At 64.4% G+C, this 13,578-nt stretch carries 12 protein-coding genes; 5 read left to right on the top strand and 7 right to left on the bottom strand.

The genetic code is table 11. The features are described 5' to 3' along the window. Nucleotides 1-69: 69 nt before the first annotated feature. Both H5P29_RS21495 and gabT read right to left on the bottom strand, forming a co-directional pair. A complete protein-coding gene (locus H5P29_RS21495; RefSeq protein WP_154385410.1) occupies nt 70-1,527 on the bottom strand; it encodes an NAD-dependent succinate-semialdehyde dehydrogenase in 1,458 nt (485 codons plus the stop codon). Between the two features lie 8 nt (nt 1,528-1,535). Further along, nucleotides 1,536-2,822 carry a 4-aminobutyrate--2-oxoglutarate transaminase gene (gene gabT, locus H5P29_RS21490; protein ID WP_154385409.1) on the bottom strand — a complete coding sequence of 429 codons (1,287 nt, stop codon included), beginning with the start codon at nt 2,820-2,822 and terminating at the stop codon, nt 1,536-1,538. Nucleotides 2,823-2,993: 171 nt separating this feature from the next. On the opposite strand from gabT, the gene H5P29_RS21485 reads away from it, so the two are divergent. Next, on the top strand, nt 2,994-3,926 hold the full coding sequence (locus H5P29_RS21485; protein ID WP_154385408.1) for a LysR substrate-binding domain-containing protein: 933 nt from the start codon (nt 2,994-2,996) through the stop codon (nt 3,924-3,926). Nucleotides 3,927-4,111: 185 nt separating this feature from the next. On the opposite strand, the gene H5P29_RS21480 is transcribed toward H5P29_RS21485, so the two are convergent. The 5 genes from H5P29_RS21480 to H5P29_RS21460 all read right to left on the bottom strand — a co-directional run bounded on the left by H5P29_RS21480 (nt 4,112) and on the right by H5P29_RS21460 (nt 9,722). Next, a complete protein-coding gene (locus H5P29_RS21480) occupies nt 4,112-6,346 on the bottom strand; it encodes an arylsulfatase (protein ID WP_154385407.1) in 2,235 nt (744 codons plus the stop codon). A gap of 64 nt (nt 6,347-6,410) precedes the next feature. Continuing rightward, entirely contained in the window at nt 6,411-7,169 is a 759-nt protein-coding gene (locus H5P29_RS21475) for an ABC transporter permease (RefSeq protein ID WP_067963167.1), read from the bottom strand. Continuing rightward, nucleotides 7,169-7,993 carry an ABC transporter ATP-binding protein gene (locus H5P29_RS21470; RefSeq protein ID WP_154385406.1) on the bottom strand — a complete coding sequence of 275 codons (825 nt, stop codon included), beginning with the start codon at nt 7,991-7,993 and terminating at the stop codon, nt 7,169-7,171. Before H5P29_RS21470 ends, H5P29_RS21475 begins: the two co-directional genes overlap by 1 nt. Before the next feature lie 11 nt (nt 7,994-8,004). Further along, nucleotides 8,005-8,976 carry an ABC transporter substrate-binding protein gene (locus tag H5P29_RS21465; protein ID WP_154385405.1) on the bottom strand — a complete coding sequence of 324 codons (972 nt, stop codon included), beginning with the start codon at nt 8,974-8,976 and terminating at the stop codon, nt 8,005-8,007. Next, on the bottom strand, nt 8,973-9,722 hold the full coding sequence (locus H5P29_RS21460; RefSeq protein ID WP_185910159.1) for a GntR family transcriptional regulator: 750 nt from the start codon (nt 9,720-9,722) through the stop codon (nt 8,973-8,975). Before H5P29_RS21460 ends, H5P29_RS21465 begins: the two co-directional genes overlap by 4 nt. Nucleotides 9,723-9,815: 93 nt before the next feature. Between H5P29_RS21460 and H5P29_RS21455 the strand changes: the two genes are divergently transcribed. The 4 genes from H5P29_RS21455 to H5P29_RS21440 all read left to right on the top strand — a co-directional run bounded on the left by H5P29_RS21455 (nt 9,816) and on the right by H5P29_RS21440 (nt 13,537). Further along, nucleotides 9,816-10,721: a formylglycine-generating enzyme family protein gene (locus tag H5P29_RS21455; protein ID WP_348640617.1), complete on the top strand. Its 906-nt coding sequence runs from the start codon at nt 9,816-9,818 to the stop codon at nt 10,719-10,721. A 138-nt stretch (nt 10,722-10,859) separates the two neighbouring features. Next, nucleotides 10,860-11,864, top strand: a complete 1,005-nt coding sequence (locus H5P29_RS21450) for an ABC transporter substrate-binding protein (RefSeq protein WP_154385403.1) — start codon at nt 10,860-10,862, stop codon at nt 11,862-11,864. Then, nucleotides 11,861-12,709, top strand: a complete 849-nt coding sequence (locus H5P29_RS21445) for an ABC transporter ATP-binding protein (RefSeq protein ID WP_185910158.1) — start codon at nt 11,861-11,863, stop codon at nt 12,707-12,709. Before H5P29_RS21450 ends, H5P29_RS21445 begins: the two co-directional genes overlap by 4 nt. Before the next feature lie 3 nt (nt 12,710-12,712). After that, nucleotides 12,713-13,537, top strand: coding sequence for an ABC transporter permease (locus tag H5P29_RS21440; RefSeq protein WP_154385401.1), 825 nt, complete (start codon nt 12,713-12,715; stop codon nt 13,535-13,537). Nucleotides 13,538-13,578 lie beyond the last annotated feature (41 nt).

Genomic DNA, 13,578 nt, shown 5'->3' with positions numbered 1-13,578 from the left:
AACCAGCTCGTCTCGACGGCGACATCCTCAGGACGCATGCGTCCTGAGGACTACAGGGCGTTGTCCGTCTCAGCCCTCCGCAGCGATGCCGCCGATGCAGGCATATTTGAGCTCGGTGAATTCGAGGATGCCGTGATGCGAACCCTCGCGCGAATTGCCGCTTTCCTTGACGCCGCCGAAGGGCGCCAGTTCCGTCGAGATCAGCCCGGTGTTGACGCCGACCATGCCGAATTCGAGCCGCTCCACCATGCGGAAGACCCGCGCCGAATCCCTGGTGAAGACATAGGCGGCGAGCCCGGTCTCGGTGGCGTTTGCCGCTTGCAGCACCTCGGCCTCGGTTTCGAAACGGAACACCGGCGCCAGCGGGCCGAAGGTTTCGTCCTGCGCCAAAAGCATGTCCGAAGCAGCACCTGTTATAACAGTCGGCTCGAAGAAGGTGCCGCCAAGCGCGTGGCGCTTGCCGCCGGTTGCGATCTCAGCACCCTTGGCGACGGCGTCGGCGATATGCGCCTCGACCTTGGCGACGGCGCGTTCCGAGATCAGCGGTCCCTGGACGACGCCGTCGTCGAAACCGCAGCCGATGCGCAGCTGCTTCACTCGCTCCGTCAGCCCGGCGACGAAGACGTCATGGACGGCCGACTGGACATAGATGCGGTTGGTGCAGACGCAGGTCTGGCCGGAGTTCCTGAATTTGGAGGCCATCGCGCCGTCGACCGCTGCGTCGACATCGGCGTCGTCGAAGACGATGAAGGGGGCGTTGCCGCCAAGCTCCAGCGCCACACGTTTGACCGTGCCGGCCGCCTGCCGCATCAAGAGCTTGCCCGTTGGCGTCGAGCCCGTGAAGCCGACGAGCCGGACCGTCGGATGCGAGGTCAGCACGCCGCCAATGGCGACAGCATCGCCTGTCACGACGTTGAAGCTGCCTGATGGAAAGCCGGCGCGGCGGCCCAGCTCGGCCAGGGCAAGGGCGGTCAGCGGCGTTTCCGGCGCCGGCTTGACCACCACGGTACAGCCTGCGGCAAGTGCCGGGGCGACCTTGCGGGTGATCATCGCGGCGGGAAAATTCCACGGCGTGATCGCGGCGATCACGCCGAGCGGCTGGCGCTGCACCAGGATACGCGCGTCGGCGCGGTGCGACGGCAGGATCTCGCCGGCGATGCGCTTGGCCTCCTCGGCATAGAATTCGACATAGGACGCGGCATAGTCGATCTCGCCGAGCGCCTCGGCCAGCGGCTTGCCCTGTTCGCTGGTCAGGATGGTCGCAAGATCGGTGCGTGCCGCCACGATCAGCTCGAACCAGCGGCGAAGGATAACCGAACGCTCCTTGGCCGTTCGGGCTGCCCAGGGCCTGAATGCCCTGGAAGCGGCTTCGACAGCATGGGTTGCCGCATCAGCGCCAAGGTTGGGGACGCGGGCGATGACGGCGCCGGAAGCGGGATCGGTGACAGGCGTGTCGGCAGATCCGACATAGTTGCCGTCGATGAAGGCCTGCGTCTTGAGCAGGCCCTTGTCTTCGAGAGTGCGCATGACGGCTCCTAGGCGTTGGCGGAGACAAGCGCGCGCTCGAGCAGCTCGAGCCCTTCGCCAAGCTGCGCATCGGAAATCGTCAGCGGGCAGAGCAGGCGGATGGTGTTGCCGAACACGCCGCAGGACAATAGCACCAGCCCGTGGCCGAGTGCTGCCTGCACGACCTTCTTCGTCGTTTCGGCATCCGGCGTGTTGGTGCCGCGCTGCGTCACGATGTCGAAGGCGACCATCGCGCCAGGGCCGCGGATCGACGCCATCGCCACCGCGTCGTTGCGCTGCGACATCCGCTCCAGCGCAGCGCGCATCGTCGTGCCGATCTCATTGGCGCGGGCGACAAGGCCTTCGTCCTGGATGATGTCGAGCACGGCGAGGGCGGCCGCACAGGCGATCGGATTGCCGGCATAGGTGCCGCCCAGCCCGCCCGGTTCGGCAGCGTCCATGATCGCCGCGCGCCCGACGACGCCAGCCAGCGGAAAGCCGCCGCCGAGCGCCTTGGCGACGGTGATGATGTCTGGCTCGACGCCGGAATGTTCGATGCCGAACATCTTTCCGGTGCGCGCAAATCCCGTCTGCACCTCGTCGGCGATCAGCACGATGCCGTGCGCGTCGCAAATCTTGCGGAGTTCGGCCAGAAGCTCGATGGGAGCCGGCCAGAAGCCGCCTTCACCCTGAACCGGCTCGACGATGATCGCAGCCACGTCGGACGGCGCGATGTCGGTGCGGAACAGAATCTGCAGCGCCCGCACGGAATCCGCGACGTCGATATCGAGCGGCGTTGCCGGGAACGGGACGTGATAGATGCCGGCCGGCGAAATGCCGAACTTCTGCTTGTAGGGCGCAACCTTGCCGGTCAGCGCCATGGTCATCGCCGTGCGTCCGTGAAAGCTGCCGGCAAAGGCGATGACGCCGGAACGCCCGGTCGCCGCCTTGGCGATCTTGACGGCGTTTTCGACGGCTTCGGCGCCGGTCGAAAACAGCAGCGACTTTGCCTCGCCGGAGAACGGCGCCAGCGCATTCAGGCGCTCACACAGCGCGACATAGGGTTCGTAGGGCAGCACCTGGAAGGCGGTATGGGTGTAGGCGTCGAGCTGCTGCTTCGCGGCGGCGATCACTCTGGGGTGGCGGTGGCCGGTGTTGAGAACCGCGATGCCGGCGGCGAAATCGATGTAGCGGCGGCCCTCTATATCCCAGATCTCGGCGCCTTCGGCCTTGCCGGCAAAGACGGGGAAGGCTGTGGCGACGCCGCGCGCAACTGCCGCGGTCCGACGGGCCTGCAAGGTGGTGTTATTGGTCATGGGGTAGATGCTCCGCAAGATTTTCGCCGGCAACCTAGCGACAGTTCTTTGCAAGCAGTGCGCGATTGATTTAGATGCGGTGGTGCTCTCTGTGCACCACTCAATTTCGAAAGACAGCCATTGGCTACCGAACCTCGCCGACGCCGCCCCGCCGAACCGAGCGAACAGCTCATGCCGCCATTGCAGATGGTCCGCGCCTTCGAGGCGGCGGGACGCATGGGCTCGATGCGGAAGGCAGCCGACGACCTGGGCATCAGCCACTCGGTGGTCAGCCGCCATGTCAGGAATCTCGAATTCTGGATGGCGGTCAAACTCGTCACGTCCAGCCCGCGCGGCCTTCGCCTCACCCGTGAGGGTGAAATCTTCCATTCTGCCGTTTCAAAGGCTTTCGAGCTCATCGCGACGACGACCGAGGAGCTTCGCCCGCCGTCGCATCGGCGCAGTCTGCGGCTATGGTGCATGCCCGGCCTCGCCACGCGCTGGCTCGGGCCGAGGCTGCCTGAGATGCAGCATCTGCTCGGCGACACGGAACTGGTGTTTCGCGCCATCGACCGCCTGCCGGATTTCTCGGTCGGCGAGGCCGATGTGATGGTCGGCTTCGGCGACCCCGACGACCTTCCTGTCGGAGCGACCTTGCTCGTTCATCCCAGGATGTTTCCGGTGGCCAGCCGGCAATGGCTGGATGCGGCAGGTCCCCTGGAAAGCATTGCTGCACTTGTGCGGGCACCGCTGATCCACGAGGAAAACCGCCAGCAATGGGCCGACTGGTTTCGCAAGGCCGGCGTGGCGCATGACGCGCTGCAGGGTCCGCGCCTTTGGGATGCCAGCCTTGGCTTCGAAGCCGCTCTGGCCGGGCAGGGTGTCGCGCTGGCGACACGGCTGACGACAGGCGACGAAATGGCCAGGGGTCGCCTCGTCGAGCTGTTCGACACTGACATCCGGCTCGGCGCCTATTATTTCATCGCCGCACCGGCCCGCCGCAAGGACAGGGCGATCCGCAAGCTGCATGACTGGCTGGCCGGCGAACTGATGCGATCGGAGGCTGCCGCAGCGTCTTCCAGCGATAGGTCGGCAGCAACTGGAGCTGTCGGCCCGACGCTTTGAACCATACCGCGAAAGAAGGACCAGCAGCCCGGTGATGCCGCGCTGCTACCGAGCTTTCAGGATGCGCGCACACATCTGATCGAAGCCGGCGTTTGATCAAGCGCCGGAACGAGCGGCGACAGTCGAAACGGATGTCGCTGGTCAACGGAGCGACAGTCCTTCGACCGGTCTGCGCGACATGCTGGTCAGTCCACGTCGAGGTTGACCGGGCCGACCTCGCGATCATCTGCGATGGCGTAGTCGATGCGCAGGATACGGCCCGAAAAATCCGGGTTCGTCTGCCTGTCCGGATCGACCGGTTCGGCGTTGCTGCGTCCAAAGGTAAGCGGCGACAGCGACAACCTGAGCAGGGTGCGTTCGAACACATGTTCGCCGGCCGGCTCGCCGTCGACCGTCAGGCGGCCGCGTCCCTTCAGCGTGCCGGTCTTTTCGAAGTCGAACACGACGGTCGTCTTGCCGAGCGGGATCTCCCGGTCGGAGACGAGGCGGGTGACCTCGAAGCCGGCATAGTTGTAGGTGTAGACCAGCCGGTTCGCGACGATGTCGAGCGCGTAGCCGCCATGGCAGCTGCCGAAGCAGACAAGCGCGCCGCCCTGGTTTTTGTCCGTGCGCTCGATCTCGATCGATATGCGGTGCGAGACGTCCTGCGTCATCGGCGCCGCTTCCGCGGGGATAGACGAGATCGGCGGGAAAAAGCTGCATTCGTTGCGCCAGCGTGGTGCGCCGGGCCGGTAGGGCGGCTTGAACAGCACGTCGCTGTCGTCGAGCGGCATGACGCCGTAGCGGCCGGCTTCCGCCCACCAGCGTTCCTTCATCTCGGCGAGCTTTTCCGGCTTTTCCCCGGAGAGGTCGCGCAGCTCGGAAAAATCCTCGTCGAGATGGTAGAGCTCCCAGCGTTCGCTGTCGAAATCGTCGCCGGCTTTGTGCTGCGTCACCGCTTTCCAGCCGCGATGCCAGATGCTGCGATGGCCGTACATCTCGAAATATTGCGACTGCTTGGCGGTCGCCGCATCGGGCGCGTCGAAGGAATAGGCAAAGCTCTCGCCATGGATCGGCATCTGCGCCACGCCGTTGATGCTTTCGGGCGCGGTGACGCCGCAAAGCTGCATGATTGTCGGCGTGATGTCGGTGACATGGGTGAACTGGCTGCGCACCTCGCCCTTGTCGGCTATGCCAGAAGGCCAGGAGAAGATCATCGGGTCGCGCACGCCGCCGCCATGGGTGAAGCTCTTGTAGAGCTTGAGTGGCGTGTTGGACGCCTGCGCCCAGCCCCAGGGATAGTTGCCCGAGCTGCGCGCCGTGCCGATCTCGGCCAGGCGATCGCGCGACACGGCATAGTCTTCAGGCAGGCGGTTGAACCAGCGCAGCACGTTTGTCGTACCGTCCGGATCGCAGTCGGTGGAGGCGCCATTGTCCGAAATCAGCACGATGATGGTGTTGTCGCGGATGCCGGTGCGGTCGAGGAAGTCGAGCAGCCTGCCGAAGGCGGCGTCGGTGTGGCCCAGAAGCGCGGCATAAGCCTCCTGCATATGCTCCGAGACCTCGCGCTCTTCGGGAGAAAGCTCGGCCCAGGCGCGCACGCCGGGATTTGGCGGCGGCAGTTCGGTGCTTTCCGGCACGAGGCCCATCGCCTTCTGCCTGGCCAGCCTCTGTACGCGTTCTTCGTCCCAGCCATGGCCGAAGCGGCCGCGATATTTGGCCAGCGTCGATGCGGGCGCCTGGTGCGGGAAATGTCCGGCACCGTAGCAGAGATAGAGGAAGAACGGCTTGTCGGGCCAGATCGCCATCTTGTCGGCGATGTAGCGCACGGCGCGGTCCGACAGGTCGTCGGACAGATGGTAGCCCTGTTCAGGCGTCGCCGGCGGCGGAATCTGCTGGTTGTCCTGGCAGAGCTCCGGGTGGAACTGGTCGGTGCTGCCATTCATGAAGCCGTAGAAGCGTTCGAAGCCGCGGCCGAGCGGCCACTGGTCGAAGGGGCCGGCGGCATTGGCGTTTTCTGTCGGTGCAAGGTGCCATTTGCCGACCGCATAGGTCGCATAACCATTGAGCTTGAGCATTTCGGCGAGCGTGCCGGCGCGATGGCTGATCGCGCCGCGGCCGGAGGGCCAGCCCATGTCGGCATTGGCCAGATAGCGCATGCCGACCGAGTGGTGGTTACGCCCGGTCAGCAGGCAGGCGCGTGTCGGGGAACACAAGGTGGTGGTGTGGAAATTGCTGTAGCGCAGGCCGGTGTCGGCGAGGGAATCGAAGTTCGGCGTGTCGATCGACGAGCCGAAACAGCCGAGGTCGGAGTAGCCGACGTCGTCGAGAACGACATAGATGACGTTCGGCTTGCCGGCAGGGCCGCTGGGGATGTCGGCATAGTCGCGCTCGGATTCGTGGTGCGTGCGGCCGATATGGCCGCGAAATTCGGAAGTCATGCTCTGTCCCGATCTTGTGAGATGGTCGCCGGGCCGCAACAGGAGGGCGGCCCGGCCGATTGGATCAATAGCCGGTGACGCCGCGCAGATAACGCTTGAGCAGCGTCCGCCCGAGCAGCCGCCACAGCCGGTCGGTGGCAAAGCCGAGAAGGCCGAGCGCGATGATGGCCGCGAACATCCAGTCGACCTGGAAGTAGAGGCGCGAGGTCCAGATGATGTAGCCGAGCCCGGCATCGGCGGCGAGCATTTCGGCGGCCGCGATGACCAGGAAGGACGAGGCGAGCGCCAGCCGCATGCCGACATAGATCGAGGGCAGGGAGGCCGGGATCATCACCTTGAAGAACACCTGCCGCTCATTGGCGCCGAGGCAGCGGGCGGCGTTCAGCTTGTCCTGCGAGATCGAGGACACGCCGCTGGCCGTGTTGACCATGACGATGAAGGCCGTCGCATAAGCGATCAGGATGATCTTCGACATCTCGCCGACGCCGAACCAGATGATGAACAAGGTCACCAGCGCAATGGCCGGAACGAAGCGGAAGAAGTGGATGAACGGGTCGACCAAGTGACGCGCCACCGGCGAGACGCCGACGGCGAGCCCGATCGGAATGGCAATGGCGCTGCCGAGAAACCAGCCCGAGAGAATGCGCATCATCGACACCAGGATGGACTGGGTGAGGGTGCCCTCGGCCAGCATCTGTCCGGCGCCGTTGAGGACGGCGAGCGGTGCAGGCAGGAACATCGGGTCGACCAGCCAGGTCGAGGCCATCTGCCAGAAGATCACGACGACAGCGACGCTGAGCGCCGACCACGCGTAGGATGGCATCAGTTTTGCTCCCATTGCGAAGCCGCCTCCCTTTCGATGTCGCCCTCGATCGCCTTGACCGCATCGGCGAAACGGCTGTCGAGGTCATCGCGCGGATAGGGCAGGTCGATGTCGTAGATGCGGGTGATGTTGGCGCGCGGGCCCCGGCTCATCACCGCGACACGCTGGCCAAGCAGCACGGCCTCGCGAATGTCGTGGGTGACATAGACCATGGTGCAGCCTGTCTCGCGCCAGATCCGCGTCAGCTCCTTCTGCAGCACGCGGCGCGTCAGCGCGTCGAGTGCTGCAAACGGTTCGTCGAACAGGATCAGCTCAGGTTGGGCGGCCAGCGTGCGGGCGATCTGCACACGCTGCTTCATGCCGCCGGACAGCTCATGCGGAAATTTCTGCTCGTGGCCGCGCAGGCCGACGAGGTCGACGTAGCGCTGCGCCATTTCAAGGCATTCGGCGCGCGGCTTGCCCGCGACGCTGGGGCCGAAGCCGATATTTTCGGCGACCGTCAGCCACTGGAACAGCGGCTCCTCGATCGACTGGAACACCATGCCGCGCCGCCGGTCGGGGCCGGCGATCGTCTCGCCATTGGCGAGCACGCGGCCTTCGGTCTGCTTTTCGGTCCCGGCAACGATCTTGAGCAAGGTCGACTTGCCCGAGCCGCTGGGGCCGACGAGCACGAAGAATTCGCCTTGCGCGACCGCGACGGAGAGGTCGGCCAGGATCAGCTCGCTGCCTGCCTTCTGGCCGGGATAGGCCATGCCGACCTTGTCGAAGACGACCGCAGGAATGGCAGCTCCGGGCGTGGCCGCGCTTGTTTGATTGTTTGTCATCGCAGGTCCGCTCAGTTGCCCAGCTTGACCAGGTCGGGGGCAGCTTGCTCAAGGAATTTCGGATTGACGCCCGTTTCGAAGCTGACCGGCTGTGCTTTCGTCTTGGCTAGGAAATCAGCGACTTCCTTGAAGCCGGCGCGCTCATAGTCAGTCAGCGCCAGGGCGAATTCATTGTAGTTGAGCAGGTCGCGCACCGTGTCGCGCGGGGCACGCGTGTTCTTGGCGATGAGGGCTGCCGCCTCGTCCTTGTTGGTTGCGATGAACTGGCTTGCCGCATTGAGCGCGCGCAGCGTCGCAACCGTCAGCTCCGGGTGCTTTTCGGTGAATTCGGTCTGGGCGGCGATGTAGGCGCTGCTGTTGCGCTTGGCCGCGGCATCGTCGGTCAGCACATAGTGGTCGCCGCCGTCGGTCGATTTCTCGGTGCCGTCGGCCCAGGTGAAAGCGGCATCGATGCGGCCGGAGCGGAGCGATGCGACGATCTCGAGCAGGCTGGTGAAACCGACGATCTCGACCTTGTCCTCGGCTATGCCGTTTTCCTCGAGATACTTCATGGTGATCAGGTGCTGGGCGGTGCCGGTGGCGATGCCGATTTTCTTGCCGACCAGATCCTTGGCGTCCTTGATGTCGTTGCTGACCACCAGCTTGTGGAAGCCGGGCTTGGAATGGAAGATGCCGGCAAGGACGGTCAGCTTGCCGCCCTGGATGCGCGAGACGATCGGGAAATCGAGCCCGACAGCCATATCGGCGCGGCCGATCAGCAGCGCATCGATCGCCTCGACGCCGGTGGCGAAGGTGGTGATCTGAGCGTCGATGCCTTCCTTTTCGAAGAAACCTTTTTCCTTGGCGACCCAGATCTGGGAGCCGGTGGTGTAGGCGTCGACACCGAAGCGCACAGGCTCCAGGGTCTGCGCCCCGGCCATCCCGGCCGAGAGGAGCATGAGGCTCGATGCGAGACTCAGGACAATTTTGGTGAAGCGGGTCATTTCGGTTCGTCCTCCGGCGAAAGGGCTGAACTGCCCTGAAAATGAACGGGTGAGAGCGCCATCATCTGATGGCTGGCGAGAAGCTGCGGCACCATCCAGGAGCGCGAGGCCAACGGCACGCTGCCATTGCCCGAATGCACGAGCGCCGTGCTCCACAAAAGCGCGTCGCCTTCGCTGACTTCGAGCAATTGGGCGACGTCGGCGGTGGCGTTGATCGCCGAGGTGCGGGTCGACAGCGATGCGCCATCGATGACGGTGAACGGGGCGATGGCGGCGAGCGCGTCGTGTTCCGTGCTCTCGTTGAAGGCGCCTGGTGGCACGCTGCGCGCGAGAAAATGGTCGACGAGAATGCAGGGCTGACCGTTGGCGAGAAACAGCCAGCGCAAACGATGGACTGGCTTTTCGGACGTCAGGCCCAGGATGACGGAGATCTCCTTCGGCGCGATGACCTGGTCGCGCTGGATCTCGCGGAAAGATGCCTTCATTCCGGCATTTTCGATCAGGTTCCAGAAGCCGGCGGAGCCGGTCAAGGCGTTGAGGATCGGCGGGTTGGCGATGAAGGTGCCGACGCCGTGCTTGTTCTTGAGCAAGCCCTTGGCCATCAGGTCGGCATAGGCTTCGCGCAGCGAATTGCGGCTGAGGCCGAGTATCCGGGAAATGTCGATTTCCGCCGGCAAGCGGTCGCCGGCAACCAGCTTTTGCTGGCGAATATACTGCAGGACACGTTCGGTGGCAGTTCCCGACATCGCTCTCTCCTCCAAGAGGTAGGACGTCCTACCTTTACGCAGGATCATGAAAGAGTCAAACTCCGCCGATCCATTTTTCGACAGGAAGGCGCCATGTCGTGTTGTTCTCCGGGCCGATCCCTAGGCGATCATGTTGCCGAGCCAGCTGCAGCGCCTGCGCCGCTCGATGCCGGCAGCCAGCCTGACATGGCGTTGATACCGGCTGGGCGCTGGCTTCTGGGGGAGGATCGCTCGATCGCCAATCCTGACGACGGCGAAGGTCCGGTGCTAGCAGTCGACCTTCCGGCGTTCCTGCTCGACAAGACCGCGGTGACCAATCAGGCCTTCGCTTCATTTGTCGGTGCCACCGGCTACGTGACGGAGGCCGAACGCCTGGGCTGGTCGTTCGTCTTCATGGCCCAGATCCATCCTGACGCGGTGATCGCAACCGACGCCGACGCCAGCGCGCCGGACTGGTGGGCGCCGGTTCGCGGCGCCTGCTGGCGCAAGCCCGATGGCACAGGTTCCAGCTGGCGTGACCGGCGCGACCATCCGGTCGTCCATGTCTCATGGAACGACGCCGTTGCCTTCGCAAACTTCGCCGGCAAGCGACTGCCCACGGAAGCCGAATGGGAAGCCGCGGCGCGCGGCGGGCTTGAGCGGGCGATCTATGCCTGGGGCGACGAACTCAATCCCGGCGGCCGTCACATGTGCAACATCTGGCAAGGGCGCTTTCCGCTCAGCAACAGCGCCGAAGACGGCTACCTCGCGACAGCGCCGGCGCGCAGCTTTCCGCCCAATGGCTTCGGCCTCTACAACATGCTCGGCAATGTCTGGGAATGGACCGCTTCGCCCTGGTCGGGCGAGCCGACCGGATTGATGGCCATGCGCGGCGGCTCCTATCTGTGCCACGCCAGCTACTGCAACCGATACCGGGTCGCGGCACGGACCGGCAACCACCAGGGCGCGACCTCGAGCCATCTCGGTTTTCGCTGCGCTGGCGACCTTGTCGGGCAGTGATCGACCATGCCTGATCCGAATGGAGGTCCATAACCACATGGAATGAGTTCGCCGAAGCATGTTATGGTGTGGAGCCGCGGAACGCGGTCTATCCTCGCAGAAACTAGGTCGTTGGGTTTGTCTGATTGGAGGATATAGATGATCAGCCGACGTTCACTTCTGGCAGCTGCCAGCATCATCTCGCTCGCCTCGCTGGGGCTTGCAGGCGTGGCTCCCGCTTATGCCCAGCAGAAGCAGGTCAAACTGCAACTCGCCTGGCTCTTCAATGGAGCCGCCGCCGGCGAAATCGTCGCCTTGAAGAAGGGGTTCTTCGCTGAAAAGGGCCTCGACGTCGAGATCCTTCCCGGTGGCCCGAACTCCAACACGGTGCAGGAGACGCTCTCCGGAGTGGCGCAGATCGCCACCGCCTATGCGCCCGAGATCATGTATGCCGCAAACCAGGGGCTGCCGATCAAGACCTTCGGCGCGGCCTTCCAGAAAGCGCCGCTGACCTTCTATTCGCTCGGCGAATCCAACATCAAGTCGGTGGCCGACTGGAAGGGCAAGCGCATCGGCGCGAGCCAGGGCGCGACCGCGCAGATCAAGGTCGTGCTCGACCATAACGGAATGAAGCTCGACGACATCACCTTCATCCAGGCCCAGATCCCCGGCCTGCTCCAGGGGCAGGTCGACGTCGTCGCCTCCTGGCCGACCAACGTTGCCCAGAACGTGCCGATCGTACAGAATCCGGCTGGCTACAACACCCAGAGTATCTGGGACAACGGGCTGCAGTTCCAGTCCAACTACTACATCGCCCGCACCGACCTGATCGGCTCCGACAGCGACATGCTGGTGAAGTTCCTCGAGGCCTGCGACAAGGGCTGGGCCTATGCCGCCGACCATCCCGAAGAGGCCATCGACATGGTTGCCTCGATGTCGAGCGCGATCGAGAAAGACAAGGAGCTCGCCTCGCTCAAGGTCATCGTGTCGGACTTCATCTACACCGACGAAACCCGCGAGCACGGCTTTGCCAACATCAGCAAGGACCGCTGGAATGCGACGCTGCAGACCTACGCCAAGATCGGCGAGATCAAATCCGAACTGACGGCGGACGACGTCTTCGACGGCAGCATCCTCGCCGCAGCACAGAGGACGAAGCGGTGAACATGATGGCGACAATCGCTGCTTCCGGGGCCGCCCGTTCCGGCGACGCCCACACTGGCGACCTCGGCGTCTCCTCGGCCCGCAACGCCATCGAGATCGACAATGTCGCCGTGACCTTCGGCGGCAGCTCGCGGGCGGTGCGGGCCATCGACAATGTCTCGCTGACCGTTCGCGAAGGCGAGTTCGTCTCGCTGATTGGGCATTCCGGCTGCGGCAAGTCCACCTTGCTGCGCACCATCGCCGACATCATCGCGCCGACCGAAGGCAAGGTTGCCATATTCGGCGGAACGCCGGCGGCGGCGCGCGCCTCGCGCACATTTTCCATGGTGTTCCAGCAATCGGTGCTGATGCCCTGGGCCAAGGTGATCGACAATGTCCGCCTGCCGTTCGAGGTGGGCGGGGCCAACCCGAAGGCCGGCAACTTCATGGACCCGCATGAGGCGCTGAAGCTTGTCGAGCTGGAAGGGTTCGAGGATGCCTTGCCGTCGGAGCTGTCCGGCGGCATGCGCCAGCGCGTCTCGATCGCGCGGGCGCTCGTCACAAGGCCGAAGGTCCTGCTCATGGACGAGCCTTTCGGCGCGCTCGACGAGCTGGTGCGCGACACGCTGAATGTCGAGCTGCTGCGGATCTGGAAGCAGAGCGGGATGACCATCGTCTTCGTCACCCATTCGCTGCATGAGGCGGTTTTCCTGTCGCAGCGTGTCGTGGTGATGAGCCGACGTCCGTCGCGGATCGGCGGAATTCTCGAAATCGACCTGCCGGAAGAGCGCGACCTTGCCCTGAAGGACGCCCCTGAACTGGGCCACCACGTCGCCAGGCTGCGCGACATGCTGGGAGCTGGATAAGCCATGAGCGTTGACCGTTCCATCGAAACCGCCGCCCCATTGCCTCGCATCTGGAGCATCCTCCCCGGCCCCGAAGTGATGCGTGCGCTCGGCATGGCAGTGCTCGGGCTGTCGCTGACGCTGGTCCTGTGGCAGCTCGTCGTCACGCTGTTCGGCGTGCCGTCATATCTGGTGCCCGCGCCGACCGACGTCGCCGGCGCGCTGTCGCGTGACCTGCCGCTGCTTGTCGAAGCAGCCGTTCCGACAATCACCGAAGCCTTTCTCGGCTTTCTCCTCGGCAACACCGTTGCCCTGCTGGTGGCGGTGTCTTTCGTCTACAACAAGGTCATCGAGGAGATGTTCTATCCCGTCGCGATCCTGATCAAGACGATCCCGATCGTCGCGATTGCGCCGGTGCTCAAGATCATCCTCGGCAACGGCATCGAGCCGAAGATCGTGATCGCAGCACTGATCTGCTTCTTCCCGACGCTGGTCAATTCGGTCCGCGGCTTCCGCGCCGTCAATCCGCAGTTGCTCGAACTGATGCATGTCCTGTCTGCGTCGAAGACCGAAGTGTTCCTCAGGATCCGCATCTACAGCGCGCTGCCCTACATCTTCTCGGCGCTCAAGATTTCGGTGACGATGTGTGTGCTCGGCGCGATCGTCGGCGAGTGGATCGGCGCCAACCAGGGCATCGGTTATCTCCTGCTGCAGAGCATGTTCGACTTCAACGCGCCGCGGCTGTTTGCGACGATCCTGACGGCGTCTGTCATCGCCATCACCGGTTTCGCCATCGTCTCGATGCTCGAGAAGTGGGTCATCCGCTGGGATCCCGGCGCCGCGATGTAGTCTCCGCAGCAGAAAGTCCATGGACCCGGCTTGCCCCAGGG

Source organism: Aminobacter sp. MDW-2 (assembly GCF_014250155.1).
GTDB lineage: Bacteria > Pseudomonadota > Alphaproteobacteria > Rhizobiales > Rhizobiaceae > Aminobacter > Aminobacter ciceronei.
The sequence above is the reverse complement of the archived record's forward strand: the minus strand, read 5'-3'. Positions and strand labels throughout refer to the sequence as shown.

Excerpts from the sequence above, each read along its gene's own strand:
- H5P29_RS21495 (WP_154385410.1), bottom strand. The coding sequence starts at position 1,527 with ATGCGCACTCTCGAAGACAAGGGCCTGCTCAAGACGCAGGCCTTCATC.
- gabT (WP_154385409.1), bottom strand. The coding sequence starts at position 2,822 with ATGACCAATAACACCACCTTGCAGGCCCGTCGGACCGCGGCAGTTGCG.
- H5P29_RS21485 (WP_154385408.1), top strand. The coding sequence starts at position 2,994 with ATGCCGCCATTGCAGATGGTCCGCGCCTTCGAGGCGGCGGGACGCATG.
- H5P29_RS21480 (WP_154385407.1), bottom strand. The coding sequence starts at position 6,346 with ATGACTTCCGAATTTCGCGGCCATATCGGCCGCACGCACCACGAATCC.
- H5P29_RS21475 (WP_067963167.1), bottom strand. The coding sequence starts at position 7,169 with ATGCCATCCTACGCGTGGTCGGCGCTCAGCGTCGCTGTCGTCGTGATC.
- H5P29_RS21470 (WP_154385406.1), bottom strand. The coding sequence starts at position 7,993 with ATGACAAACAATCAAACAAGCGCGGCCACGCCCGGAGCTGCCATTCCT.
- H5P29_RS21465 (WP_154385405.1), bottom strand. The coding sequence starts at position 8,976 with ATGACCCGCTTCACCAAAATTGTCCTGAGTCTCGCATCGAGCCTCATG.
- H5P29_RS21460 (WP_185910159.1), bottom strand. The coding sequence starts at position 9,722 with ATGTCGGGAACTGCCACCGAACGTGTCCTGCAGTATATTCGCCAGCAA.
- H5P29_RS21455 (WP_348640617.1), top strand. The coding sequence starts at position 9,816 with ATGTCGTGTTGTTCTCCGGGCCGATCCCTAGGCGATCATGTTGCCGAG.
- H5P29_RS21450 (WP_154385403.1), top strand. The coding sequence starts at position 10,860 with ATGATCAGCCGACGTTCACTTCTGGCAGCTGCCAGCATCATCTCGCTC.
- H5P29_RS21440 (WP_154385401.1), top strand. The coding sequence starts at position 12,713 with ATGAGCGTTGACCGTTCCATCGAAACCGCCGCCCCATTGCCTCGCATC.